This is a genomic window from Microbacterium kyungheense, from assembly GCF_006783905.1.
In the GTDB taxonomy this organism is placed as follows: domain Bacteria; phylum Actinomycetota; class Actinomycetes; order Actinomycetales; family Microbacteriaceae; genus Microbacterium; species Microbacterium kyungheense.
The window spans coordinates 87,180-111,926 of the sequence record NZ_VFPE01000007.1 but is presented as its reverse complement, the minus strand read 5'-3'; the positions used below and the strand labels follow the sequence as shown (position 1 = coordinate 111,926).

Sequence of the window (24,747 nt, the reverse complement as noted above, 5' to 3'; positions counted from 1 at the left end):
TCCGTCATGCGCCGCGACCGGTCGGCTTCGCGAAGCGCTGCTGCAGGAGCACCGCGACGACGATGATGACGCCCTTGACCACGGCCTGGACGGACGACGAGAGGTTGTTCTGGACGAATACGTTGGTCAGCGTCTGGAAGATCAGGACGCCGAGGACCGTGCCCGTGATCGTGCCGCGGCCGCCGACGAGCAGCGTGCCGCCGACCACGACGGCCGCGATGGCGTCGAGCTCGTAGAGCGTGCCGTTCGTCGACGAGCCTGCGGTCGTGCGCCCGAGGATCATGACGGCGGCGATGCCGGCGCAGAGGCCCGAGATCGCGTAGAGCCACATCGTGTGGCGCTTCACGTTGATGCCGGCCAGGCGCGCCGCCTCGCGGTTGCCGCCGATGGCCACGGTGCGACGGCCGAACGTCGTGCGGTTGAGCACGACCCAGCCGAGCGCGGCGACGATCGCGAAGATCCAGATGAGCATGTCGATGCCGATGATGTCGAGATTCATGAACGTGATGAAGTCACGGTCGTGCACCTGGAGCGTGCGACGCTCGGCGAGGATCTCGGCGAGGCCGCGTGCGGCGACGAGCATGGCGAGCGTCGCCATGAAGGCCACCACCTTTCCGTAGGCGATGACGATGCCGTTGATGAGCCCGGCCGCGAGTCCCACTGCGAGCGCGATCACGACCATCACGATCCAGTGGAGCTGGTCGGCGAGATCCTGGATCGCCGCGAGTGCCGCCACGACGGAGGCCAGGCCCATCACGGAGCCGACCGACAGGTCGATCCCACCGGCGATGATGACCAGCGTCATGCCGATGCTGATCACGCCGATGATCGACGCGGCGCGAAGGATCGTCAGGACGTTGCTCACACTCAGGAAGGTGTCGGGGGCGGTGACGGCGCCGACGACCACGAGCACGATGAGCGCCAGGACCAGGCCGAGGTTGCGCCCGACGGATCCCGAGAAGAAGCGCTGGACCCCGGTCGGGCGGGAGGCGCCGATGTCGGCGGCGGCGACCGGGTCGCCGGTCGGGGGGACGACGTCGGCCCCGGGGGTCTGCTGCTCGCTCACGCGGCGGTTCCTTTCATGACGAGGTCGAGCACACCGTGCTCGTCGATCTGGGAGGCGGGTCGGGTGTCGAGGAGTCGTCCGTCGGCGATGACGAGGACCGTGTCGGCGAGGCCGAGCACCTCCTCGATCTCGCTCGAGACGATGACGATGGCGTTCCCCGCAGCGGCGAGGCGCCGGATCAGGGCGTAGATCTCTGCACGCGCACCGACGTCGACACCTCGTGTGGGCTCGTCCAGCAGGAGCACCCGCGTGCCGTGGACGAGCCAGCGCGCCAGCAGGATCTTCTGCTGATTTCCTCCCGAGAGGGTGATCGTCTCGCGGTCGGGGTCAGCCGGGCGCAGCTCCAGCGCGTCGATCTGCTCCCTCGTGGCCTTGCGCTCCGCGCGCTCATCGAGGAATCCGGCCTTGGCGAACCTCGACACCGACGGCAGGGTGACGTTCACGAAGATGGGCTCGTCGAGCACCAGCCCCTGGCTCTTGCGCTCTTCGGGCGACAGCCCGATGCCGGCGCGGACGGCGGCGACGACCGAACCGCGGGGGAGCGGCTTGCCGCCGACGCGGACCGTGCCGGCGGTGGCGCGTCGTGCGCCGTAGACCGTCTCCAGGATCTCGGAGCGTCCCGATCCGACGAGACCCGCCAGACCGACGACTTCTCCGGCGCGCACCGAGAACGAGACATCCCGGAAGGCATCCGCCGCGGCGAGTCCCTGCACCTCCAGCACGACGGGGGCGTCGGCCGGGATCGGCGCGGCGGGCGGGAACACGTTCTCGACGGAGCGACCGGTCATGAGGCGGATGAGCTCGGGCGTGGGGGTGTCGGCGACCGGCAGGCCACTGGCCATCGATCTGCCGTCCTTCAGCACCGTGATGCGGTCACCGATCTGGCGGATCTCTTCGAGCCGGTGGGTGATGTAGACGACGGCGATGCCCTCGGCGGTGAGTTCGCGCACGACGTGGAAGAGGTTCTTGACCTCCTCGCCGTCGAGCACAGCGGACGGCTCGTCCATGATGATGAGCTTGATGTCGTGCGAGAGCGCGCGCGCCATGCTCACGATCTGCTTGCCGGCGGCGCTCAGGCGGCCGACCTCGGTGTGGGGCGAGAGCCCGCCGTGCCCCAGGCGTCGCAGGAGGTCCTTCGTGCGGCGCGCCGCCTCGGAGCGCTTCGTGAAGCCTCCGCGCGACAGCTCATGGCCGAGGTAGATGTTCTCGGCGATCGTGAGCCCGTCGACGACATCGAGTTCCTGGTACATGGTGGCGATGCCGAGGTCGATCGCCGCGTCGGGTGTCGGGATCTCGACGGGCTCGCCGTGCCACGCGATGACGCCCTCGTCGGGGCGATGCACGCCGGCCAGCGTCTTGATCAGCGTCGACTTGCCGGCACCGTTCTGGCCGAGGATGCAGTGCACCTCGCCGGGGAGGATGTCGAGATCCACACCCCGGAGCGCCGGCACGCCGGCGAACGACTTCGTCACGCCCCGGACGACGAGTAATGCCGAACCATGGTCATCTTTGATCACGCGATGAACATAACACGACGCACGCTCCGCTGCAGGAGGCTTCGCCAGCTGCCGCGGAGGCGGCAACGGGCGCGCTTCTTATGGCGAGCGAGGCGGTCTAGCCCCGCAATTCGGACTTCTGCTGTTTCGACGACAAAAGCTGTCCATCGTGAATGCGCTTCTGCTACCGTGAGCCTCGTCAGCGTGGACTCCTCGAGTGCGGGCACCTCAAACGCCTGGGCGACGCGCTGTCACAGCTGCATCACATTCAAGGAGGAATCATGCGCTCACACCTGACAGCGCGCACGCGACTCGTGCTCACCGGCACGGCCGTCATCGCAGCCATCGGTCTGCTCGCCGGATGCACCGGATCCGGCGCGGACGAAGACGACGTCGTCGACCAGGGGACCACGACGGAAGAGAACGCGCAGAGCGGCGACACCGTCGTCATCGGCTTCTCCGGACCTGCCGCGGACCACGGCTGGCTCGGCGCCATCAACTCGGGCGCGCAGGCCGCGGCCGACAGCTTCGACGATGTCGAACTGCGCGTGGCCGAGGGCACCAACGACCCGATCGCCCAGATCGCCGCCGTCGAGACGTTCGTCAACGACGGCGTCGACGCCATCGTCCTGCTGCCCTCGGACGGCGCCGCGCTCACCGAGGCGGCCATCGAGGCCATGGAGGCCGGCATCCCGGTCATCAACGTCGACCGCGAGTTCTCGAGCCCGTTCGCCGCGCGGGCGACCGTGCTGGGCGACAACTACGGCATGGGCGTGAGCGCCGGAACGTACATCTGCGAGCAGCTCGACGGCAAGACCGACGCGGTGGTCGCCGAGATCGCCGGCATCGACTCGCTGCCGCTGACGCAGGACCGGTCGCAGGGCTTCGCGGACGCGCTCGAAGACTGCGGCCTCGAGGTCTCGGCCCGCGTCGCCGCCGACTTCACGGTCGCCGGCGGTGAGGCGGCGGCATCCCAGCTGCTCGCGGCCAACCCGCACATCGACGCACTGTGGAACCACGACGACGACCAGGGCGTCGGCGTCCTCGCCGCGATCGATTCGGCCGGCCGTGACGAGTTCTTCATGATGGGCGGTGCAGGCAGCCGCAGCGCCATGGAGGCCATCCAGGCCGACGACACCGTGCTCAAGGCCACGGTGATCTACCCGTCCACGCAGGCGGCGGACGGGGTGGCACTGGCCCGGCTGATCGCGCAGGGCAAGACGATGGGCGACCTGATCACCCCCGGCATCCCGAACCGGATCGTGCTCGACGCACCGGTCGTGACGAAGGAGAACGTCGACCAGTACATCGACCTCTCGTTCGAGTAGACCGACGTCGACCGCGGGGCGTCCGTGATGGCGGGCGCCCCGCGGCATCCCCTTCCCAGAGAGGACAGCGCGTTGAACGACACGCTTCGCATCGCCATGATCGGCCACGGCTTCATGGGGGCCGCGCATTCCCAGGGGTGGCGCGTCGCCCCGCGATTCTTCGACCTTCCCCGAGAGCCCGAGATGGCGGTGGTCGTCGGCCGGAACGCAGACACCGTCGCGGCCTCGGCGCACAAGTGGGGCTGGGGCGCGAGCGCCACGGACTGGCGGGAGGTGATCGCACGCGACGACATCGACGTCGTCGACATCGTCACCCCCGGCGACACGCACGCCGAGATCGCCGTCGCGGCGCTCCAGGCGGGCAAGCACGTGCTCTGCGAGAAGCCTCTCGCCAACAGCGTCGCCGAGGCGGAGGCGATGGCGCAGGCCGCCGAGGCCGCAGCCGAGCGCGGCGTCCGCTCGATGGTCGGCTTCACGTACCGGCGGGTTCCGGCGGCAACCTTCGCTCGCGACCTGGTGGCCGCCGGGCGTCTCGGGCAGATCCGCCAGGTGCGCGCCGAGTACCTGCAGGACTGGCTCACGGATGCCGACGCCCCGCTCACCTGGCGCCTCGAGAAGGAGCACGCCGGCTCGGGTGCGCTCGGTGACATCGGCGCACACGCGGTCGACCTCACGGAGTTCATCACGGGTCAGCTCCTGACCTCGGTCTCGGGCGTGATGGAGACCCTCGTGCACGAGCGGCCGCTGCTGGGCGAGGGCGTGGGCCTCTCGGGCACCGCCGCCGCCGAACGCGGACGGGTCACCGTCGACGACGTCGCCCTCTTCACCGGCCGGCTGCAGTCCGGCGCGCTCGCGTCGTTCGAGGCCACCCGGTTCCGCACCGGGCGGAAGAACGCGCTGCGCATCGAGATCTCGGGTTCGGAGGGGGCACTGGCTTTCGACCTGGAACGGCTGAACGAGCTCGAGTTCTTCGACGCGACCGACGCCCCTCTCGAACAGGGTTTCCGCCGAATCCTCGTCACCGAGCACGATCACCCGTACCTCGCGCCGTGGTGGCCGCCCGGGCATATGCTCGGCTACGAGCACGGCTTCTCGCACCAGGTGCGTGACTTCGTCGTCGCCGTCGACGAGGGCGTCGCGCCGCGTCCGTCGTTCGCCGACGGCCTGCACGTGCAGCGGGTGCTCGACGCCGTGGAACGCAGCTCGGCCGCCGAGAGCGTCTGGACCTCCCTCGCCGGCTGAGCCCGGCATCCCTCACGACGAAAGGTGTTCGCAATGACGCGACCGGTCACTCTGTTCACGGGTCAATGGGCTGACCTGCCCTTCGAGGAGGTGGCGCGACTCGCGGGCGAATGGGGCTACGACGGACTGGAGATCGCCTCGTGGGGAGACCATCTCGACGTCTCACGCTGGGATGACGACGCCTATGTGCAGGGCAGGCTCGACATCCTGGCGCGCAACGGCCTGAAGGTCTTCACGATCTCGAATCACCTCGCCGGCCAGGCCGTCTGCGACGACCCCATCGACCAGCGGCACCGCGACATGCTGAACGATCGCGTGTGGGGCGACGGTGATCCCGATGGCGTGCGACAGCGCGCCGCGGAAGAGCTGAAGCTCACTGCGCGCATGGCGGCGAGGCTCGGGGCCAAGACGGTGACCGGCTTCACCGGCTCATCCATCTGGAAGGCCGTGGCGATGTTCCCGCCGGCGTCGGAGGCGTTCGTCGAGGCCGGGTACGAGGATTTCGCGGAGAGGTTCCATCCGATCCTCGACGTCTTCGACGAGGTACGCGTGCGCTTCGCGCACGAGGTCCATCCTTCCGAGATCGCGTACGACTACTGGACCACCCGGCGCACCTTGGAGGCGATCGGGCACCGCGAGGCCTTCGGGCTGAACTGGGACCCGTCGCACATGGTGTGGCAGGACCTCGACCCGGTCGGATTCCTCTGGGACTTCCAGGACAGGATCTACCACGTGCACTGCAAGGACACGAAGAAGCGCCTCAACGGCCGCAGTGGACGGCTGTCGTCGCACCTGCCCTGGGCCGACCCGCGTCGCGGCTGGGACTTCATCTCGACGGGTCACGGTGACGTGCCGTGGGAGGACGCGTTCCGCATGCTCAACGCCATCGGCTACGACGGACCACTCTCGGTGGAGTGGGAGGACGCCGGCATGGACCGCCTGGTGGGGGCTCCGGAAGCGCTGGAGTTCGTCCGCCGGCTGTCGACCTACCGGCCGTCCGACGCGGCATTCGACGCAGCCTTCTCGAGCCAGGGCTGAGCCGGCTGCGGCTCAGGAGTCGGGACGCTCGCCGAGGGTCAGCGCGTGGAGCAGCCTCGTCAGGTTGAGGATGTCCGTGAGGGGCCAGTCGTCGAGCGCGTCGACGAGCAGACTCTCCTGCGGCGCGCGTGCGTCGGCGAGGCGCTCGAGTCCCGTCGCCGTCGGAGACAGCAGGCTCGAGCGTCCGTCGGCGGGGTCGGGCGTGCGCTGGACCAGCCCGAGACCTTCCAGTTCGCGCACCGTGCGGCTGATCTGACCCTTGTCGGCCATGAGCGACTCGGCCAGCGCCGAGAGCGTGATCTCCTCGCGTCGCACGATCGTGGTGAAGACCTTGTACGCGCCGGGCAGCATGCCCGGGCTCACGCGGTTGGCGTTCTCGGTGATGATGCGACGGAACCGGTTGATCAGCTCCCCGAACTCCGCCTCGAGGGCGCGCACCGCTTCGGTGCGCGCCGCTCGGGTGTCGTCGGAGGTCATCGTGTTCGACATTAGCGCCGGCGCGCAGGATCCTGGTCGGCCGGCTCGGAGGGGGATGCGGCATCCACGTCGTCCGCCTCGGCCCCGGCGGGTGCCAGCGTCTCCATCGCCTCGGCCGTCGTGACCGTGGCGAGGTCGGCCTCGCTCGCCTGCACGCGCTCGCTCGTCGTCATGCGGGTGAGCGGCTTGTTCGGCAGGAAGATGATCGCGATCAGGCTGACGACGGCCAGCGGCACGGCGATCAGGAACGAGTGCGCGATCGCCTGGGCGTAGATGTCCTCGACGATCACGCGGATCGCCTCGGGCAGCGACGACACCTGCGGGATGGTGCCCGACTGCAGCTGCTCGCCGATCGAGGCGCCCTTCGCGCCGAGCGTCATGAGCGCCGCGACGATGTCGTCCTTGCGGTCGGTGAACAGGTTCGTCGCCGACGTCGCCAGCGCGGCACCCATCACCGAGACGCCGATCGTGCCGCCGAGGCTGCGGAAGAACGTGACGCCCGAACTGGCGACGCCGATCTCGCTGGGGTTGGCGGTGTTCTGGACGATCAGGACGAGATTCTGCATCGTCATGCCGACGCCCGCACCCAGCAGGAACATGTACACCGACACCAGCACGAAGTTCGTGTCGTAGTGGATGGTCGACAGCAGGTACGACCCCGCGATCAGCAGCACGCCGCCGACGATGAGGTACGGCTTCCAGTGCCCGGTGCGCGTCACCAGACCGCCGATCACGATCGAGGCGAGCAGCAGGCCCGCGATCATCGGGATCGTCAGCAGGCCGGCCTCGGTCGGCGTCGCGCCGCGCGCCAGCTGCATGTACTGGCTGAGGAACACCGAGGTGCCGAACATCGCGATGCCGATCGAGATCGACGCGACGACCGCGAGGGTGAACGTGCGGTTGCGGAACATCGTGAGGGGGACCAGCGGCTCCTTCGAGCGCAGCTCGACGATCACGAACAGGATCGCCGCGAGCAGCGCGCCGCCGACCATGAGGATGGTCTCGGTGCTCCACCAGTCGTAGTCCTTGCCGGCGTTGGTCACCCAGATCAGCAGCAGCGAGACGGCGGCCGACAGCAGCACGATGCCGAAGTAGTCGATGCGCGCCTTGGTCTTGGGACGCGGGGGCAGGTGCAGGGTGCGCTGCTGGATGATGAGCGCGGCGACCGCGAACGGCAGCGCGATGAAGAAGTTCCAGCGCCAGTCGATCGTGTCGGTGATGAAGCCGCCGAGGAGCGGGCCGCCGACGGTGGCGACGGCCATGACCGCGCCGAACAGGCCCATGTACCGGCCACGCTCGCGGGGGCTGATGATGTCGGCCATGATGACCTGGCTGAGGGCGGCGAGGCCGCCCGCGCCGATGCCCTGGACGGCGCGGAACGCGATGAGCGTGCCGGTGTCCTGCGAGAACCCGGCCGCCGCGGTGGCGAGCACGAAGATCACGATGGCGAGCTGGATGAGCAGCTTGCGGTTGAACAGGTCGGCGAGCTTGCCCCAGATCGGCGTCGAGATCGCCGTGGTCAGCAGGGTGGCGGTCACGACCCAGGTGAAGGCGGCCTGGTCGCCCCCCAGGTCGTGGACGATGACGGGCAGCGACGTCGACACGACGGTCGACGCCAGCATCGACACGAACATGCCCAGCAGCAGGCCGGTGAGGGCCTGCAGCACGTGGCGGTGCCGGCGCTTGTCGTCGGCGGTGGCGACGGGTGCCGTCGCCGGGGAGGACGTGGCCATAGGGGATCCTTCGTGAAAGGGCGGGAAGGGACTGCGGCGACGATGGCGCAAGAAGTGTTTGACGAATGTCAACAGTTGAGAAACGTCAACGATACGCTCGTGGTTGACATGTGTCAACTATCGCCGGGAGTGCCTGTCGCGATCATGTGCTCTCGCCGAGGTCACACGCTAGGTGCGCGAACAACGTGTGCATTCGGCGAGAGCACATGATCGCGATGGAGGGAAGGTCGGGGGATGCCGGGCGCCCGGCATCCCTCCTGCACAAGCGGCGTTCGGGTGGACTTGTGCACAGTCTGCGCCTCGGTGGCGGAGACGCCCCCGCGTGCGGCGCAGGATGGCCGGCATGCCGCGTCACCTGACGTTCGATGAAGCGCGCGACCTCGTGCGATGTCGTGAGCAGCTGCTGCGCTCCGGGGTCACGGAGCGGGGGCTCGCCGCCGCGGTGAGAGCCGGTGATCAAAGACGCCTGCAGCGGAACCGCTACGTCGACGAAGAGACCTGGCGCGACCTGTGGCCTGAGTCCCGGCATCTGCTCGAGGTGTGCGCGGCCATCGCCGAGATGCGCGACGGCGGGGGTGTGGCGTCATACGATTCCGCCGGTGTGCTGCACGGATTGTCGCTGTACCGGCACACGCCCTCCGCGGTGCACGTGACCACGCCCGAGGGCAAGCGGATGTCGAGTCGGGCGGGCCTGCGCCGGCATGGCGAACGGCTTGGTGAGGATGACGTCGTCGTGATCGACGGTGTGAGGTGCACGACGCTCGATCGCACGGTGTTCGATCTGGTGCGCACGCTCGCCCCGGAGGCCGCGGTCGCCGTCGCGGACGCGGGACTCCGCCGCTCTGCGATGGTCGATGACGGATACGACGCCGATCTCGCTGCGCAATGGCGCCGGCGGATGCTTGAGCGGTGCGCCCAGAGCAGCGGCGCACGCGGGATCCGGCAGGCCGAGCGTGTGATCCGCTTCGCGGAGGGTGAGTCGGAGTCGCCGGGCGAATCCGTCAGCCGACTGCAGCTCGCACGGCTCGGCTTCCGGCGGATGCGTCTGCAGGTCGAGGTGCCCGGTCCGGACGGGAGGGTGTTCCGCGTCGACATTGAGCTCGAGGACGAGAAGACGTTCTTCGAGTTCGACGGCGCCGGGAAGTACCTCGAACTCGCGAGCGCTCACGGGAAGACCGTCGAGCAGGTCGTGCTCGACGAGAAGCGGCGTGAGGACTGGATCCGCGGGACGACGCAGCGGCGCATGGTCCGGGTCGAGGCCGCGCACATCGTCACTGCGGCGTCGCTGGCTGCGCGCCTCGCGTCGTTCGGTGTCGCTCCGCTCGCCGGGTGACGATGCACCTGTGCGCAGGGATCATGTGCTCTCGGCGAGAACACATGCTACGTGCGCATGCAGCGTGTGCGTTCGGCGAGAGCACATGATCGCGACAGGACGGAGAGGAGGGAGAAGAGGAGGAGGAGGAGGGAGAGGAGGGGGAGGGGGTCAGTCGGCCAGCGCCAGTGCGCGGAACGGCTCACGCGGGGGAGCGGGCGGCTGCGGCATCCGCTCGGCTCCTTGGCGCGTGCGGGTGTGACGCAGGTACAGCTCGTCGATGAGGGCGGTCGCGAGGCGCACGAGCTTGTTGATCTCGGCCTCGTCCCGGTCCACCCACGCGCAGCGGGGCTCGTCGCCGACGGGGACGAAGTCGTCGTGCTGCTCCCAGGCCACGAGCGTCCGCTCAGCGCCGAGGACGTGCTGCTGCCACCACACCTGTCGCAGGTACGAGCGGGGGATGCTGCGCCACGACTTGTTGGTCGTCTTGATCTCGGCGAGGGTGACGCGTCCTGCGGCGTCCACCGCGATGCCGTCGGGCGTCGCGAGGTGCCGCTTCTCGACGACGGCGTGGAACAGCGCGGACGACGGCTGGATGCCGTGGGTGGCGGCCACCCAGCCCGCGATCTCGGGCTCGCGTGCGCGGCCGTGCGCGGTGTAGGCGTTGCCTGAGAAGCCCGACCCCATCAGCTTCGCATCGGCCGCCCGTGGGATCGCCCTGTCGCTGGTCAGGGCGGCGACGTCCGTGGCCGTGATGCCGCGCGAACGCGCCCGCACCCACGAGACCCGGTCGCGCGAGTCCGCGACGATGCGGGCCGCGAGCTCGGGGGCGTGCGCCGCGAACGCGGGCACGGCGACAGGCATCGGGGTCACCTTTCGAGGCTACGCCGCCGGCCGGACATCCGCCGACACGACGCGCTCGCCGCAGCGGGTCGAGGGGCGAGGGCGTCCGTCGGCTCTCATCGCGTCCCGGACATCGTTACCGGACCGACACGCGTCAGCACTCCCGCAGGGCGAGGCGCAGTGGCTACCGTGTGCGGATGGGGCACAGCGAGGTGGACGAATCGCCGGTCAGAGGCCGGTTCGCCGGCAGTCGACGGCGTCGGTGGGTGCGGTCGATGCTGGCCGCTTCGGCGCTCCTGATCGCCGGGACCCTCGCGCTCGCGGGGTGCTCGGCCGGCGGGTCGGGCGACGCCGGCGGCGCCGTGCCCGAGATCCAGCCCGACGACGATGCCGTCGACGGTGACCGGGCGGTCATCATCACCGGTGACATGGCGATCGTGGTGACCGACGTGGCGGAGGCCGCCGGCGACGCCGTGCGGATCGCCTCTGCCTCGGGCGGGCGGGTCGACGGGCGCGAGGAATCCGGGGACCCGTCGTCGGCGACCGCGATGCTGATCCTGCGCATCCCCGCCGCCGTGCTGGAGGACGCGATCGACGACCTGCGAGGGCTCGGAGAGGTCAGCCACCTTCGCACGGCGAAGACGGACGTCACCACCGAGGTGCAGGACATCGATGCCCATGTCGCCGCCCTGCGGTCCACGATCGCGCGCCTGCAGGGCTTCCAGGCCGGCGCCACGACCGTCGCCGATCTGCTCGCGATCGAGTCCGAGATCGCGGACCGTCAGGCCGAGCTCGAGGGCTACCTGACGCAGCAGAGCGACTATGCGGAGCGGATCGACCTGTCGACGCTCACGCTGACGCTCTCTTCGCAGCCGCTGCCCTCGACGGCGCCCGACTCGTTCTGGAGCGGACTCGGGGTCGGATGGAACGCGCTCATGACCTTTCTCGGCGGCCTGGTCATCGTCATCGGTGTGATGCTCCCGTGGCTGCTGGGCCTCGGCCTCATCGCCGCGCTGATCGCCCTGCTCATCCGCCTGCTGCGTCGCCGTCGCACGCCGAAGCCGCCGCAGGGCGGTGGTCCGGGGACGCCGCCCTTCGTTCCGCCTGCGCCTGATCTCGTCGGCGCTGCGTCCCCGTCATCGTCGGAACCTCCGCGCTGAGCCGCGGCCGAGCCGCGACGATTTGGCGGCAGGCGCGGCATCCCGTACCCTTGAGGGAGCCGAAGACCGCCGGTCATCGTCGTGCGTGCAAGCGTACGAGATCGAAGCACTGCAACAGCAGGGGCCCGCGCAGGTGTCACGATGATTCTTCCGAAGCTCCGTGCGCTTGCGCCGGAGCTTCTTCTTTTGCCCGCCGAGAGCAGATGAGCGGGAGCCTGCGGCCGACGCCCCGCCATCGCGGAGCGTCTCATCCACACAAGGAGTGACCATGGCGCAGAAGGATGCATCGGTCGCCGAGCTCACGAAGAACTTCGAGAACTCGAACGCCGTCCTGCTTACCGAGTACCGCGGTCTGACGGTTGCCCAGCTCAAGCAGCTGCGCAACAACATCCGTCAGGACGCGGAATACGCCGTGGTGAAGAACACGCTGACCAAGATCGCCGCGAACAACGCGGGGATCACGGCGCTGGACGAGGACCTCAAGGGCCCCTCGGCCATCGCGTTCGTGCACGGCGACTTCGTCGCCACCGCGAAGGCTCTGCGTGACTTCGCCAAGGCCAACCCGCTTCTCGTGATCAAGGGTGGCGTTTTCGAGGGCAACGCCCTCAGCGCCGACGAGGTCAACAAGTACGCCTCGCTGGAGAGCCGTGAGGTTCTGCTGGCGAAGGCCGCGGGCATGATGAAGGCGACGATGGGCAAGGCTGCCGCCACCATCGACGCGCTTCGCGAAAAGCTGGAGACCGCCGAGGCCGCGTGAGCGACCCGTACGTCTTCCCCACACAAACCCCATTTATCTAGGAGATACATCATGGCGAAGCTCACCACTGAGGAGCTGCTCGAGCAGTTCGCTGGCCTGACGCTTGTCGAGCTCAGCGAGTTCGTGAAGGCGTTCGAGGAGAAGTTCGACGTCACCGCTGCTGCTCCCGTCGCCGTTGCCGGCGCCGGTGGCGCGGGTGCCGCGGCCGAGGTCGAGGAGGAGAAGGACTCGTTCGACGTCATCCTCGAGGCTGCCGGCGACAAGAAGATCCAGGTCATCAAGACGGTCCGCGAGCTCACCTCGCTGGGCCTCGGCGAGGCCAAGGCGCTCGTCGACGGCGCTCCGAGCCCCGTCCTCGAGGGCGCGAACAAGGAGACGGCCGACAAGGCCAAGGCCGCCCTCGAAGAGGCCGGCGCGACGGTTACCCTCAAGTAATCTCGTTCCCTTCACGAAAGCCCCGGGTGTTCGCACCCGGGGCTTTCGTCATGCCCGGACAACGCGCACGTCAGGGCCGATCCGGGCCACTTGAGTAAGCCCTATCTCACGGATTGATCACCGTTCTGCCGCGATTTTCCGGAAACACTTGCGTTCCGGCATCCGCTCTGACAAGAATGAGAAAGCGCATTCCAGAAAGCGCATTCTCAAATCGATGACGATGATCCGGAGGACACGGTGACGACGACGCGCCGGCCCGACAACAGGCCGCACGGGGCCGCCGAATGAGCGCGCTCGGCGAGCTCGGGCGCCTGAAGAGCGCCACATCCGTGGGCAAGAAGCAGAACAAGGCCGCCTACCTGTTCCTGACGCCGTGGTTCGTGGGCCTCGCGCTCGTGACCATCGGCCCCATGATCGCCTCGTTCGCGCTCTCGTTCACGCGGTACAACCTGCTGAGCCCGCCGAAGTTCAACGGCTTCGACAACTACGTGCGGATGTGGGAGGACGAGCGCCTGCACACGGCACTGCAGGTCACGTTCACGTACGTGCTGGTCTCGGTGCCGCTGCAGCTGGCGGTCGCGCTGTTCCTGGCGATCATCCTCGATCGCGGGCTCCGCGGACTGGCCTTCTACCGTTCGGCGTTCTACCTGCCCTCGCTCCTCGGGGCGAGCGTCGCCATCGCGATGCTGTGGCGCCAGATCTTCGGCGTCGACGGGCTCATCAACCAGGTGCTCGCATGGTTCGGCATCGAGGGGCAGGGATGGATCTCCAGCCCCGACACCGCCCTCGGCACCCTCATGATCCTGCACGTGTGGACGTTCGGGTCCCCGATGATCATCTTCCTGGCCGGCCTGCGCCAGATCCCCTCGATGTACTACGAGGCGGCGGCCGTGGACGGGGCAAACCGCCGGCAGCAGCTGTTCCGCATCACGATCCCGCTGCTCACCCCGATCATCTTCTTCAACGCGGTGCTGCAGCTGATCGGCACGTTCCAGTCGTTCACGCAGGCGTACATCGTCTCGGGCGGCACCGGCGGCCCGGTCGACTCCACGCTGTTCTACACGCTGTACCTCTACCAGCAGGGCTTCGCGAACTTCAACATGGGCTACGCCTCGGCGATGGCCTGGCTCCTGCTCATCATCACGGCGCTGCTGACGGTGGTCGCCTTCTGGTCCTCCAAGTTCTGGGTGTTCTACGATGACGAAAATTGACCCCGAGCCCGTCGTGGCGCTCCCCACCGAGACGGTCGTCACCGGCCGCCCGCCCGCTCGCCGTTCGCCCAACCCGTTCCGCAAGCCGCTGACGAGCATCGTCCGCCACGCGCTGCTGATCGCGCTGGCCGCGCTCATGCTCTACCCGGTCATCTGGATGGTCGTGAGCTCGCTGCGGCCGAACGACGAGATCTTCCGCGAGCCGGGCATCATCTTCGACAGCTTCGAGATCTCGAACTACACCGACGGCTGGAACGCGCTGCAGTACCCCTTCAACGTGTACCTGTGGAACTCGGCCGTGATCGTGGTCGGCTGCATCGTCGGCAACCTCGTCTCGTGCTCGATGGCCGCGTACGCGTTCGCACGGCTGGAGTTCACGGCCAAGCGCCTGTGGTTCGGCATCATGCTCCTGAGCATCATGCTCCCGATCCACGTGATCATCGTGCCGCAGTACATCCTGTTCTCGCAGCTGGGCTGGGTGAACACGTTCCTGCCGTTGATCGTGCCGAAGCTGCTGGCCGTGGACGCGTTCTTCGTCTTCCTGATGGTGCAGTTCATCCGCGGCATCCCGAAGGAGCTCGACGAGGCGGCGCGCATCGACGGCGCCGGCCACCCGCGCATCTTCCTGCAGGTGATCCTGCCGCTGATGACCCCGGCCCTCGCCACGACGGCGATCTTCACCTTCATCTGGACCTGGAACGACTTCTTCTCGCAGCTGGTGTTCCTCACCAAGCCCGAGCTGTACACGGTTCCGCTGGCGCTGCGGTCGTTCGAGGACGCGCAGAGCGTCACCAACTACGCGCAGATGTTCGCCATGAGCGTCGTCTCGCTCGTCCCCATCTTCCTGATCTTCCTGTTCGGCCAGAAGTTCCTCATCAAGGGGATCGCGACGACCGGGATCAAGTGACATCCAGATCGACTGGATGCCGCACACGCAGTTCGCGGGCCGCACGGCTCGTCCTCATCACACCGCACCACCCCACACACCGACTCCGGTCGAAAGGATGCAAGACATGCGACGCAATCGAACCGCAGCCCGCTGGGCGCAGTTCGCCGCGTTCGGCGCAGCGACGACGCTCGTGCTGACCGCGTGCGCGAGCGGTACCCCTGCCGAGAAGCCCGACACCGGCCCGACGCTGTCGGACGATCCGGTCACCCTCACCTTCACGTGGTGGGGCAACGACGTCCGCCACGAGATCACGCAGCAGCTGATCGACGCCTTCGAGGCCGAGCACGACAACATCACCATCGAGCCGCAGTACACCGACTGGGCCGGGTACTGGGACAAGCTCGCGACGACCGTGGCCGCCAGCGATGCGCCGGACATCATCCAGATGGACGAGAAGCAGCTGTCGACGTACGCGGCCAACGGGGTGCTCCTGGACCTCGGCAGCCTGGGCGACCTGCTGCCGACGGGGGACTTCCCCGACTCGGTGCTGGGCACCGGCGCCCTGGACGGCACGCAGTACGGCATCCCGGTCGGCATCAACACGTACACCTACATGGCCAACACCGACGTCCTCGACGGCCTCGGCATCGACCTGCCCGACGACGAGACGTGGTCGTGGGACGACCTGAACGAGATCGCCGAGGAGGTCAGCGAGAAGAGCGGCGGCGCCGTGGTCGGCTCGCAGTCGTGGGGCTTCGAGGACGGCGGCCTCAACAACTGGCTGCGCCAGCACGGCGAGTCGCTGTACGCCGAGGACGGATCACCCGAGGTCGCTGCGAGCGAGAAGACGCTCGCCGCGTGGTGGCAGAACCTGCTCGACGTGACCGAGGCGGGCGGCACGCCCGACCCGTCGGCCACGATCGAGCGCGAGTCGGCGGGTCTGGCCGAGTCGTTCACCGCGACCAACCAGTCGGCGTTCGGCCCGTGGTGGTCGAACCAGGTGGCGGCACTGCGGTCGGCGAGCGGCCAGACGCTGGTGCCCCTCATGGTGCCCACCACAGACGAAGGCGAGAGCGCGGCGGCGTACTACAAGCCGTCGATGTTCTGGTCGGCGTCGGCGAAGACGGAGCACCCGGCCGAGGTCGCGCTGTTCCTCGACTTCCTGTCGAACAGCGAAGCGGCCGCCGACCTGCTGCTCGCCGAGCGCGGCGTCCCCGCGAACGAGAAGATCCGCGAGTACATCACGCCCAAGCTCGGCGAGGTCGACCAGGAGGTCGTCGCCTTCCTCGACGAGATCGCGCCCCGCGTGGGCGACGCCCCGCCGGCGACCCCGCCGGGCGGCGGCGCGATCGAGACCATCATCGACCAGCACACCCAGAAGGTGCTGTTCGGCGAGCTGACGCCGCAGGACGCCGCGAAGAGCTTCATCAAGGAGCTGCAGCGGGCGCTCGACGACGCAGCGATCTAGCCGGCGAAGGGCTGCGCCGTCCCCCCGTGGCGCAGCCCGTCGCCCTCAGACCGCACGGGGCCGGACCGACGTGATGAGGAGTCCGGTCCCGGGCGGCACCGCACCGGCAGGCAGCCGGTACGGAGCCGGATGCCGCGGTGCGGCATCCCTCATCCGGCGCGGATGCGCCGCACCGTGCTCGCGCACGCCCATGATTGACGAAAGAGAGGATCCGCGTTGACCGAGGTCACGTCGCGCCCCATCACGATGGCGCAGGTCGCACAGTACGCCGGTGTGTCACAGGCGTCGGTGTCGCGCGTCCTCAACGGCGTCGCCACGGTCGACCCGGCGATCGTCGCCAAGGTGAACCGCGCCGTCGCCGCGCTGAACTACTCGCCGAGCGAGGCCGCGCGCAGCCTGGTGCGGGGGAGCAGCCACACGATCGCCCTGCTCGTGCCGGATCTGGAGAATCCGCTCTTCCAGGGCGTGCTCAAGGGGCTGACGGTCGCCGCGGCGCGCGACGGCTACCGCGTGCTCGTGGCAGACAGCGCCGAGGCCGTGGGCGTGGAGGCCGAGATCGCGAGCGAGGCGCGCAGCAAGTGCGACGCGCTCGTGCTCGTCTCGCCCCGCATGCCCGACGCGGAGCTGCGGGACCTCATCCAGCGGACCACCCCGGTCGTCGTGGTGAACCGGCGGGTCGACGACACCGCTGCGGCGCAGCTGTCGGTGGACTACGTGACCGCGGTGAAGGAGCTCGGGGTGCATCTGCGGGGCTTCGGCCATCGACGCATCGCCTATGTCGCGGGCCCGCCGCTCAGCTACGCCAACGAGCTACGCGCGCAGGGCCTCGGCGAGCTCGCGCGCGAGTACCCCGATCTGGAGTTCCTCACCATCGCGGCCGGTTCGAGCATGGAGTCCGGCTACGATGCCGCCGACGCGGTGCTCGAGACCGGAGCGACCGCAGCGATCGCCTTCAACGACCTCGTCGCGCTCGGCCTGATGTCGCGTCTGCGCGAGGTCGGCGTCGAGGTCCCCGAACAACTGTCCATCGTCGGGATCGATGACATCCCGCAGTCCCGTTTCGCCGCCCCTCCGCTGACGACCATGTCGGTCCCGCGGATCGAGATCGGGCGGCAGGCCTGGAATCGCATGCGCCAAGCACTGGACGGCGAGAACGCCGACCACCCCCTCTTCTACCGGCCGGTCCTGGTGCCGCGCCGCAGCTCCGGCCCGGCCTCGCACGCCAGCGGCTGGGTGGGCCCGGCACGCCCCGTGCTGCGGCTCGGGTCGACCGTCGTCGCACAATACGAAGAGGGCACCAGCGTCGACTCGGTGCTGTCGCCCCGGCCGTACCTGGACGCGGTCATCTCGCGTGCCGGCACGCCGCTGACGGTCACCGAGCCGACCGATCACCCGCATCACCTCGGGGTCAGCCTCGCGATCGCCGACGTCAACGGCACGTCCTACTGGGGCGGCCGCACCTATGTGCGCGGCGAGGGATCCATCATGGTGCCCAATCACGGCCGTCAGCGCCGCGACCGGCTGCACATCGACGGTCACGTGCTCGACGAGCGGCTCAGCTGGGTCGACGAGCACGGCACGACGCAGCTGGTCGAGGTGCGCGAACTGCGCTCGGCCGAGCTCGCCAACGGCTGGGCGCTGCGCTGGCGCAGTCACCTGAAGGCGACGCTGGATGCCATCACGTTCGGGTCGCCCGCCACCAACGGGCGCGAGGGCGCGGGGTACGGCGGGATCTTCTGGCGGTTCGCGCCCGAGATCGCGCGCGTGTTCAGTCCCGCCGGCGACACCGAGCGCGACGTGCACGGAGCAGCGACGGAATGGCTGGCCTTCACGTTCCCCGATCGCGGCACGACGGTCGTGCTGACGCAGGGCGCGGAGCGGATGCCGTGGTTCGTGCGGTTCGCGGAGTATCTCGGCGCGGGGCCGGCCGTCGCGTGGGACGAGCCGCGCACGCTCCCGGAAGGCGGTGAGCTCGATCTGGAGCTGACCGCGTACGTGCTGGACGGCGAGCTCGCGGACGCCGCCGCGGTCGAGGCCGCGCTGCCGCAGCTGCGCACGGAGGCAGGCCTGTGACGGAGCGCCTGCGGGTCGGGATCGCCGGGGTCCACGGCCACGGACGCTCGCACGTCGACGCGACGCTCGCCCGCGCACAGGGCCTCGAGCTCGTCGCGGTCGCCGATCCTCGCGGCGGAGGCGACGTGCCCGGCACCACCCGCGTCTTCGCGGATGCGGCGGCGATGCTGGCCGATGCCGAGCTCGACATCGCGATCCTCAGCACCCCGATCCCCACGCATGCCGACCTCGCCGCGCTCGCGCTGTCGCGGGGAGCGCACGTGCTGCTGGAGAAGCCGCCCGTGCCGTCGGTCGCCGATCATCGCGCGCTCGTGGACGAAGCGGATGCCGCCTCCCGGGCCGTGCAGGTGGGGTTCCAGTCGCTGGGCAGCGCGGGGGTGCCGGCCGCCGCGGAGGCGGCGGCATCCGGGATCATCGGCGACGTGCTGCACTACGGGGCGGTCGGCCTCTGGTCGAGGTCGGAGCAGTACTGGCGCCGCGCGCCCTGGGCCGGCCACCGTGTGATCGACGGACGGCTGGTCGCCGACGGCGTCGTGACCAACCCGCTGGCGCATGCCGTGGCCACCGCGTTCGCCATCGCGGGCGCCGCGGCACCGGACGACGTCATCGGAGTGGACGCCGATCTGCGCCGCGCGAACGACATCGACACCGACGACACGTCCTCGCTCGTGGTGACGCTGCAGGGCGGCTCACGCCTGGCCGCGGGGCTCGCGGTGACGGCGGCACGGCGTCATGAGCCGTACGTGCTGGTGCGCGGCACACGCGGCCACCTGGTCTACCACTACACGCTCGACACGCTCCACGTCTTCCGCGACGGCCGGCCGCTGCCGCGCACGTACGAGTTCGAGCGCGTCGCGTTGCTGGACGACCTGGTCGCACACATCCGCCACGGCTCGGAGCTCATGGCGCCCCTCGCGCGGACCGGCGCCTTCACGCGGGTGCTGGAGGCCGTGGTCACCGGTCCGGCGGCGACCGCGCTGGACCCGCGGCTCGTCCGGTCCGCGGCATCCGGCGACGAGGTCTTCCGCAGCGTCGACGGCGTCGAGGACGCGTGCGAGGCCGTGGCATGGGAGGGCCGGACGTTCGGCGACCTCGGCCTGCTCTGACGCAGGCGCGAGGGCGTTGCGCCCAGCCCTGCCGCCCGCGTCAGCGGCCGACGCCGATGATCGCGGAGGCGTCGTCGTCGACCGGAGCCGTGGAGTTGCGCACGACGAGCGGGGACGGCTCGTAGAGGCGATCGGTCGGCGACCCGGGTTCGTCGATCTGGCGCAGCAGCAGCTCCGCGGCCGCGCGTCCCTGCCGGTGGGGGCGCTGCTGCAGCGTCGTGAGCGAGAACATGTCGGCGTACGCGTGGTCGTCGATCCCCACGACGCTGAGACGCTCGGGCACGCGGATGCCGAGCCGCCGCGCCGCGATGATCGCACCGACCGCCACCTCGTCGCACACGCCGACGATCGCCGTCGGCCGCGTGCGACGGTCGCCGAGCAGCTCGACGGCGGCGCCGTAGCCGCCGGGCATGGTCACCTCGGACTTGACGTGCCGGATGGATGCCTCCAGCCCGGCATCCCTCATCGCCGACCGGTAGCCGCCGAGCCGGAGCCCATCGCCGAAGCTGGTGCGCCGGCCGTCGGGATCGCCGCCGAGGAACACGATGTCGCGGTGGCCGAGGCCGATCAGGTGGTCGGCGGCGATCCTGGCGGCGCCCTCGTCGTCGATCGACACCGCGCTCGTTCCGACGTCGTACCCGCCGACGCTCACGACCGGCTTGCCGAACGCCACGAGCCGCTCCAGCTCCCGCGCGTTCGGCTCGATGCCGATCGCGATGAGGCCGTCGAAGGTCTTGCGCGCGAGGAAGTGCTCGAACATCTCACGACGTGCGGCGGACTCGGGCGGCGCGCCGTACAGGGCGAGATCGTAACGGCGCTCCAGCAGCGCATCCTGCACGCCTTCGAGCACCTGCGCGAAGAACCAGCGGTCCATCGACGGCATGACCACGCCGACGGTCTGCGTGCGACCGGTCACGAGGCTGACCGCACTCGTGGTGGGGACGTAGCCGAGGGCGGTGGCGGCATCCCTCACCCGCTCGCGGGTCGCCTGTGACACGTAGCCGCCGCCGGTCAGAGCGCGCGAGGCGGTCGACTTCGACACACCCGCCGCCCGTGCCACCTCGGCGATGCCCGCCATCGGGTCCTCCTCGCGCATCGGCGACGCCGACGTCGCCGAATCTGGAACCGGTTCCAGCGTTCATCATGCCGCGAACCGTCCGGGCGCGCCACCCGTGCGCCCCTGTTTACCGACTTGTGACCCGCGGACGTTGTGCGGCTCTGCGGCATCCCCTAGCGTGAGCATGGAATCGGTTCCCGATCTCGCACGTGCGGACCCGCTCGCGCGGCTCCGCGGACTCGAAGAGGAGGCAGACACCATGACTGCACTGCGATCCCGCCGTCGACACGGCTTCATCGCACTGGGCTTGACCGCCGTCGCAGCGCTCGCGCTCGCCGGCTGCGCCGAAGGCGGAGACGGGGGAGACTCCGACGGCTCCGTCGAAGGAGAGACCGTAGAGATCGCCGGTGGCATCACCGGATCCGAGGCGGACGCCCTTCAGAAGGTCTTCGACGACTACAGCAAGGAATCCGGCATCACGGTCAAGTACACCGGCGACAAGGGGTTCGAGGGCAACATCGTCACGAAGGTCTCGGGCGGCTCGGCCCCCGACATCGCCATCGTGCCGCAGCCGGGCCTGTTCCAGTCGCTCGTGGCGACCGGCGAGGTCAAGGAGGCGCCGGCGGACGTCGAGGCCAACGTCGACAAGTACTGGTCCGACATCTGGAAGCAGACCGGCACGGTCGACGACACCTTCTACGCCGCTCCGATGCTCGCCAACCTCAAGGGGTACGTCTGGTACTCGCCGAAGAGCTTCGAGGAGTGGGGCGTCGAGGTCCCGACCACCTGGGACGAGCTGCTCACGCTGACCGACACCATCCGCGAGAAGACCGGCACCCAGCCGTGGTGCGCGGGCTTCTCGTCGGAGGCGGCTTCCGGATGGCCGGGCACGGACTGGGTCGAGGACCTCGTCCTGCGCCAGTCCGGGCCGGACGTCTATGACAGCTGGGCCGACGGCGACACGCCGTTCACCGACCCCGACATCGAGGCGGCGTTCGACTCGGTCGGCGAGATCCTGCTCAACCCGGACTACGTGAACGCCGGCTTCGGCGACGTCCAGAGCATCAACTCGACGGCGTTCGGCGACCCGATCGCCGCCGCGGTGGCCAACGGCACGTGCGCGCTGACGCACCAGGCGTCGTTCCTGGCGGCGAACTTCCTCGTCGCGCAGACCGCCGACGGCCAGACGCCGACCATCGCGCCGGACGGTGACGTGTACGCCTTCCTGCTCCCCGGCCCGCAGGCCGGCGACCTCGCGGTCACCGGTGGTGGCGAGCTGGTCACGGCGTTCTCGGACGACGCGGCCACGCAGCAGGTGCTCGAGTACATGTCGACGCCGGAGTTCGCCGACGCTCGCGTGAAGCTCGGCGGCGTCATCTCGGCCAACACCGGTGCAGACCCGTCGCTGGCGTCCAGCGAGTTCCTGACTGACGCGATGAAGATCGTGCAGGATCCCGAGACGGTGTTCCGCTTCGACGCGTCCGACCTGATGCCGGCCACCGTCGGATCCGGCTCGTTCTGGCGCGGCATGGTCGACTGGATCGACGGCAAGCCGACGCCGCAGGTGCTGGAGGACATCCAGGCGGGTTACCAGGACTGATCCACCGCGCCCTGGTGCCGGGTCCGCACGCTCGCCGAGCGGCCCCGGCACCAGGGCGATTCATCCGTCGAGGTCGACGGGGGAAGGCAGAACATGTCTCAGACCACAACTTCGGCGGCGGATCAGGCCGAGGCGACGCCGCCGCCCCGCGGCGGCAGGAAGCCTCCGTCGCGCACCACGACGCGGCTGGTCGTCACGATCGGGATCATCGTCATCGCGGCGCTGGTGGTGTTCCTGCTCCTCAGCCCGCCCAACCCGGACGCCCGGCCGGTCTCACTCGGGTTCTCGTACAACTCGTTCTTCCAGTGGATCGGCGACATGGGGCCGATCGTCCAGATCCCGATCATCGTGCTGGTCTTCGCCGCCGTGGTCGCGATCCTGCTGGTCCTCATCGAGTTCGCACCGCGCGCCGGCAAGGGGTACTTCTGGCTCCGGCTCATCTCGTGCTTCGCCATCCCCTTTCTCGCGTTCATGATGCTGCGGCCCTACCAGGGCGCCGTCGTCTACGTCATCGCGATCGCCCTCCTCGCCGGCGGCCTGCTGTTCTGGGCCGACTACCGTGCCAGCCAGGGCGCCGGCTACGTCTACCAGCTGACGCTGTTCATGGCGCCCGCCGCCATCGCGATCCTCGTCGGCCTCGTGTACCCGAGCATCGCGACGATCATCCAGTCGTTCTTCGACAAGACCGGTGCGAACTTCGTCGGCCTCGACAACTACGTCTGGGCGTTCACCAACCCGCAAGGGTTCTGGTCGATCATCAACACGCTCATCTGGGCGGTCTTCGCCCCGATCTTCGCGACGGTGGTCGGTCTGGCCTACGCCGCCTTCATGGAGCGGGCGCGAGGTGAGCGACTCCTCAAGGTGCTGGTGTTCATGCCGTTCGCCATCGCCCCGGTGAGCATCAGCCTCATCTGGAAGTTCGTCTACGACTACCGTCAGGGCGAGCAGATCGGCATCCTCAACGCCCTCGTCGTCGCGTTCGGCGGGGAGCCGGTCAGGTGGCTGGACGTGTGGCCGCTCGTGAACACCTTCTGTCTGCTGTTCGCGTTCGTGTGGGCGCAGACGGGCTTCGCCATGGTGGTGCTCTCGGCGGCGATGAAGGCCGTGCCGGTGGAGCAGCTCGAAGCCGCCCAGCTCGACGGCACCAACGCATGGCAGCGGTTCATCAACGTGACCGTGCCCGGCATCCGCACCTCGATCATCGTGGTGCTGACGACCGTCACGATCGCGGCGCTGAAGCTGTACGACATCGTCGCGGTGATGACGGGCGGGCGGTCCAACTCGACGGTGCTCGGGTTCGAGATGGTCAACCAGCAGCAGCGCTTCCAGAGCTACGGTCACTCCGCAGCGCTCGCGGTGCTGATCTTCGTGTTCGTGACGCCGCTGATCGTCTACAACGTTCTCCAGCTCCGCAAGCAGAGGGAGGTGCGGTGATGGCCGCCGTCGACACCGAAACGACGCCGAAGTTCGATCGGGCCGCAGCGCGCAGGACGGCGCGCGAGACCCGCCGCAACGAGTCCGCCGCGCAGAAGCGGCTCACCTCGCCGCTGGCCACGGTGATCGCGGTCGCGATCGCGTTCCTGTGGACCATCCCGACGCTGGGCCTGCTCATCACGTCGTTCCGCCCCGGCGCGGATTCGGCGACGACCGGCTGGTGGACGGTCTTCACGAACCCCGACTTCACGCTCGGGAACTACCAGGACGCGCTGACGTCGGGTGGAACGGCGCTGACGCTCGGCGAGTCGTTCCTCAACTCGCTCGCGATCACGATCCCGGTCACGGTGTTCGCCCTGGCGATCGCCTCGCTCGCCGCGTACGCCTTCGCCTGGATGGACTTCAAGGGGCGCAGCTGGCTGTTCGTGGCGGTGTTCGCCCTGCAGATCGTCCCCATCCAGATGGCGCTGGTGCCGCTGCTGAGCCTCTTCTCCCGCGGTCTGGAGATCGGCGACGTGCAGATCTTCCCGGGGCTGGAGATGCGCGACGTCGATCACAGCTTCGCGACGGTCTGGATCGCCCACGTCATCTTCGCCATGCCGCTGGCGATCTTCCTGCTGCACAACTTCATCTCGGAGATCCCCTCCGACGTGATCGAGGCGGCACGCGTGGACGGAGCGGGGCACGGGCAGATCTTCTTCCGGATCATCCTGCCGCTCGCGACGCCGGCGCTGGCGTCCTTCGCGATCCTGGAGTTCATCTGGGTGTGGAACGACCTGCTCGTCGCCACGATCTTCGCTCCGACGACCTCTCTGCCCATGACGCAGACGCTGAACTCGCTGTCAGGCACATGGGGCAACCAGTGGTTCCTCGTCTCGGCGGGCGCGTTCCTGGTGCTGATCGTCCCGATCATCGTGTTCCTGTCGCTGCAGCGGTTCTTCGTGCGCGGCCTCATGGCAGGCGCGACCAAGGGCTGACGAGGTTGGTCGATGGATGCCTCGGCCCGGCGTACGACGCAGGGC

At 69.1% G+C, this 24,747-nt stretch carries 21 protein-coding genes; 15 read left to right on the top strand and 6 right to left on the bottom strand.

The annotated features are described in order from the left end of the window. Nucleotides 1–4 precede the first annotated feature (4 nt). Together FB391_RS17825 and FB391_RS17820 are read right to left on the bottom strand one after the other, a co-directional pair. The gene (locus FB391_RS17825) at nucleotides 5–1,066 is read right to left on the bottom strand and encodes an ABC transporter permease (RefSeq protein WP_141896438.1); all 1,062 of its coding nucleotides are present in this window, start codon (nucleotides 1,064–1,066) and stop codon (nucleotides 5–7) included. Continuing rightward, nucleotides 1,063–2,538 carry a sugar ABC transporter ATP-binding protein gene (locus FB391_RS17820; protein ID WP_141896437.1) on the bottom strand — a complete coding sequence of 492 codons (1,476 nt, stop codon included), beginning with the start codon at nucleotides 2,536–2,538 and terminating at the stop codon, nucleotides 1,063–1,065. Before FB391_RS17820 ends, FB391_RS17825 begins: the two co-directional genes overlap by 4 nt. A gap of 305 nt (nucleotides 2,539–2,843) precedes the next feature. Between FB391_RS17820 and FB391_RS17815 the strand changes: the two genes are divergently transcribed. The 3 genes from FB391_RS17815 (at nucleotide 2,844) to FB391_RS17805 (ending at nucleotide 6,170) form a co-directional block, all read left to right on the top strand. Further along, complete coding sequence (locus tag FB391_RS17815; protein ID WP_141896436.1) at nucleotides 2,844–3,890, top strand: substrate-binding domain-containing protein; 1,047 nt, start codon at nucleotides 2,844–2,846, stop codon at nucleotides 3,888–3,890. A gap of 96 nt (nucleotides 3,891–3,986) precedes the next feature. Next, on the top strand, nucleotides 3,987–5,132 hold the full coding sequence (locus tag FB391_RS17810; RefSeq protein ID WP_141896563.1) for a Gfo/Idh/MocA family protein: 1,146 nt from the start codon (nucleotides 3,987–3,989) through the stop codon (nucleotides 5,130–5,132). Between the two features lie 33 nt (nucleotides 5,133–5,165). Continuing rightward, nucleotides 5,166–6,170, top strand: coding sequence for a sugar phosphate isomerase/epimerase family protein (locus tag FB391_RS17805; protein ID WP_141896435.1), 1,005 nt, complete (start codon nucleotides 5,166–5,168; stop codon nucleotides 6,168–6,170). Nucleotides 6,171–6,182: 12 nt separating this feature from the next. Here the strand turns inward: FB391_RS17805 and FB391_RS17800 are convergent, their stop codons facing one another. Both FB391_RS17800 and FB391_RS17795 read right to left on the bottom strand, forming a co-directional pair. Then, the gene (locus FB391_RS17800) at nucleotides 6,183–6,647 is read right to left on the bottom strand and encodes a MarR family winged helix-turn-helix transcriptional regulator (RefSeq protein WP_141896434.1); all 465 of its coding nucleotides are present in this window, start codon (nucleotides 6,645–6,647) and stop codon (nucleotides 6,183–6,185) included. Between the two features lie 11 nt (nucleotides 6,648–6,658). Further along, nucleotides 6,659–8,380, bottom strand: coding sequence for an MDR family MFS transporter (locus FB391_RS17795; protein ID WP_141896433.1), 1,722 nt, complete (start codon nucleotides 8,378–8,380; stop codon nucleotides 6,659–6,661). A gap of 343 nt (nucleotides 8,381–8,723) precedes the next feature. On the opposite strand from FB391_RS17795, the gene FB391_RS17790 reads away from it, so the two are divergent. Next, nucleotides 8,724–9,713, top strand: a complete 990-nt coding sequence (locus tag FB391_RS17790) for a hypothetical protein (protein WP_141896432.1) — start codon at nucleotides 8,724–8,726, stop codon at nucleotides 9,711–9,713. 150 nt (nucleotides 9,714–9,863) lie between these two features. Here FB391_RS17790 and FB391_RS17785 read toward each other — a convergent pair whose 3' ends face one another. Continuing rightward, nucleotides 9,864–10,556 carry a YqaJ viral recombinase family protein gene (locus FB391_RS17785; protein ID WP_141896561.1) on the bottom strand — a complete coding sequence of 231 codons (693 nt, stop codon included), beginning with the start codon at nucleotides 10,554–10,556 and terminating at the stop codon, nucleotides 9,864–9,866. A gap of 176 nt (nucleotides 10,557–10,732) precedes the next feature. Here FB391_RS17785 and FB391_RS17780 point away from each other — a divergent pair, with 176 nt between their 5' ends. The 8 genes from FB391_RS17780 (at nucleotide 10,733) to FB391_RS17745 (ending at nucleotide 19,634) form a co-directional block, all read left to right on the top strand. Continuing rightward, nucleotides 10,733–11,695 (top strand): DUF4349 domain-containing protein, encoded by a 963-nt coding sequence (locus FB391_RS17780; protein ID WP_141896431.1) that lies wholly within the window; start codon nucleotides 10,733–10,735, stop codon nucleotides 11,693–11,695. A 268-nt stretch (nucleotides 11,696–11,963) separates the two neighbouring features. Beyond that, nucleotides 11,964–12,452: a 50S ribosomal protein L10 gene (rplJ, locus tag FB391_RS17775; RefSeq protein WP_018172777.1), complete on the top strand. Its 489-nt coding sequence runs from the start codon at nucleotides 11,964–11,966 to the stop codon at nucleotides 12,450–12,452. A gap of 51 nt (nucleotides 12,453–12,503) precedes the next feature. Beyond that, nucleotides 12,504–12,887 carry a 50S ribosomal protein L7/L12 gene (gene rplL / locus FB391_RS17770; RefSeq protein ID WP_018172776.1) on the top strand — a complete coding sequence of 128 codons (384 nt, stop codon included), beginning with the start codon at nucleotides 12,504–12,506 and terminating at the stop codon, nucleotides 12,885–12,887. 284 nt (nucleotides 12,888–13,171) lie between these two features. Then, nucleotides 13,172–14,098, top strand: a complete 927-nt coding sequence (locus FB391_RS17765) for a carbohydrate ABC transporter permease (protein WP_141896430.1) — start codon at nucleotides 13,172–13,174, stop codon at nucleotides 14,096–14,098. Continuing rightward, entirely contained in the window at nucleotides 14,085–15,005 is a 921-nt protein-coding gene (locus FB391_RS17760; RefSeq protein WP_141896429.1) for a carbohydrate ABC transporter permease, read from the top strand. The genes FB391_RS17765 and FB391_RS17760 overlap by 14 nt, the downstream gene beginning before the upstream one ends. 106 nt (nucleotides 15,006–15,111) lie before the next feature. Continuing rightward, nucleotides 15,112–16,455, top strand: a complete 1,344-nt coding sequence (locus tag FB391_RS17755) for an ABC transporter substrate-binding protein (protein WP_141896428.1) — start codon at nucleotides 15,112–15,114, stop codon at nucleotides 16,453–16,455. A gap of 216 nt (nucleotides 16,456–16,671) precedes the next feature. Beyond that, nucleotides 16,672–18,528: a DUF6807 family protein gene (locus FB391_RS17750; protein WP_141896427.1), complete on the top strand. Its 1,857-nt coding sequence runs from the start codon at nucleotides 16,672–16,674 to the stop codon at nucleotides 18,526–18,528. Next, the gene (locus FB391_RS17745) at nucleotides 18,525–19,634 is read left to right on the top strand and encodes a Gfo/Idh/MocA family protein (protein WP_141896426.1); all 1,110 of its coding nucleotides are present in this window, start codon (nucleotides 18,525–18,527) and stop codon (nucleotides 19,632–19,634) included. Before FB391_RS17750 ends, FB391_RS17745 begins: the two co-directional genes overlap by 4 nt. Nucleotides 19,635–19,674: 40 nt before the next feature. On the opposite strand, the gene FB391_RS17740 is transcribed toward FB391_RS17745, so the two are convergent. Then, nucleotides 19,675–20,712, bottom strand: a complete 1,038-nt coding sequence (locus FB391_RS17740; protein WP_141896425.1) for a LacI family DNA-binding transcriptional regulator — start codon at nucleotides 20,710–20,712, stop codon at nucleotides 19,675–19,677. A gap of 238 nt (nucleotides 20,713–20,950) precedes the next feature. Between FB391_RS17740 and FB391_RS17735 the strand changes: the two genes are divergently transcribed. From FB391_RS17735 to FB391_RS17725, 3 genes are all read left to right on the top strand, one after another. After that, on the top strand, nucleotides 20,951–22,291 hold the full coding sequence (locus FB391_RS17735) for an ABC transporter substrate-binding protein (RefSeq protein ID WP_141896424.1): 1,341 nt from the start codon (nucleotides 20,951–20,953) through the stop codon (nucleotides 22,289–22,291). A gap of 93 nt (nucleotides 22,292–22,384) precedes the next feature. Further along, the gene (locus tag FB391_RS17730) at nucleotides 22,385–23,725 is read left to right on the top strand and encodes a carbohydrate ABC transporter permease (RefSeq protein WP_141896423.1); all 1,341 of its coding nucleotides are present in this window, start codon (nucleotides 22,385–22,387) and stop codon (nucleotides 23,723–23,725) included. Further along, nucleotides 23,725–24,702, top strand: coding sequence for a carbohydrate ABC transporter permease (locus FB391_RS17725; RefSeq protein ID WP_141896422.1), 978 nt, complete (start codon nucleotides 23,725–23,727; stop codon nucleotides 24,700–24,702). The genes FB391_RS17730 and FB391_RS17725 overlap by 1 nt, the downstream gene beginning before the upstream one ends. Nucleotides 24,703–24,747: the final 45 nt, after the last annotated feature.

Coding starts and splice junctions, on each gene's coding strand:
- FB391_RS17815 (WP_141896436.1), top strand. CDS start 2,844: ATGCGCTCACACCTGACAGCGCGCACGCGACTCGTGCTCACCGGCACG.
- FB391_RS17810 (WP_141896563.1), top strand. CDS start 3,987: ATGATCGGCCACGGCTTCATGGGGGCCGCGCATTCCCAGGGGTGGCGC.
- FB391_RS17805 (WP_141896435.1), top strand. CDS start 5,166: ATGACGCGACCGGTCACTCTGTTCACGGGTCAATGGGCTGACCTGCCC.
- FB391_RS17800 (WP_141896434.1), bottom strand. CDS start 6,647: ATGACCTCCGACGACACCCGAGCGGCGCGCACCGAAGCGGTGCGCGCC.
- FB391_RS17795 (WP_141896433.1), bottom strand. CDS start 8,380: ATGGCCACGTCCTCCCCGGCGACGGCACCCGTCGCCACCGCCGACGAC.
- FB391_RS17790 (WP_141896432.1), top strand. CDS start 8,724: ATGCCGCGTCACCTGACGTTCGATGAAGCGCGCGACCTCGTGCGATGT.
- FB391_RS17785 (WP_141896561.1), bottom strand. CDS start 10,556: ATGCCTGTCGCCGTGCCCGCGTTCGCGGCGCACGCCCCCGAGCTCGCG.
- FB391_RS17780 (WP_141896431.1), top strand. CDS start 10,733: ATGGGGCACAGCGAGGTGGACGAATCGCCGGTCAGAGGCCGGTTCGCC.
- rplJ (WP_018172777.1), top strand. CDS start 11,964: ATGGCGCAGAAGGATGCATCGGTCGCCGAGCTCACGAAGAACTTCGAG.
- rplL (WP_018172776.1), top strand. CDS start 12,504: ATGGCGAAGCTCACCACTGAGGAGCTGCTCGAGCAGTTCGCTGGCCTG.
- FB391_RS17765 (WP_141896430.1), top strand. CDS start 13,172: ATGAGCGCGCTCGGCGAGCTCGGGCGCCTGAAGAGCGCCACATCCGTG.
- FB391_RS17760 (WP_141896429.1), top strand. CDS start 14,085: ATGACGAAAATTGACCCCGAGCCCGTCGTGGCGCTCCCCACCGAGACG.
- FB391_RS17755 (WP_141896428.1), top strand. CDS start 15,112: ATGCGACGCAATCGAACCGCAGCCCGCTGGGCGCAGTTCGCCGCGTTC.
- FB391_RS17740 (WP_141896425.1), bottom strand. CDS start 20,712: ATGGCGGGCATCGCCGAGGTGGCACGGGCGGCGGGTGTGTCGAAGTCG.
- FB391_RS17735 (WP_141896424.1), top strand. CDS start 20,951: ATGACTGCACTGCGATCCCGCCGTCGACACGGCTTCATCGCACTGGGC.
- FB391_RS17730 (WP_141896423.1), top strand. CDS start 22,385: ATGTCTCAGACCACAACTTCGGCGGCGGATCAGGCCGAGGCGACGCCG.
- FB391_RS17725 (WP_141896422.1), top strand. CDS start 23,725: ATGGCCGCCGTCGACACCGAAACGACGCCGAAGTTCGATCGGGCCGCA.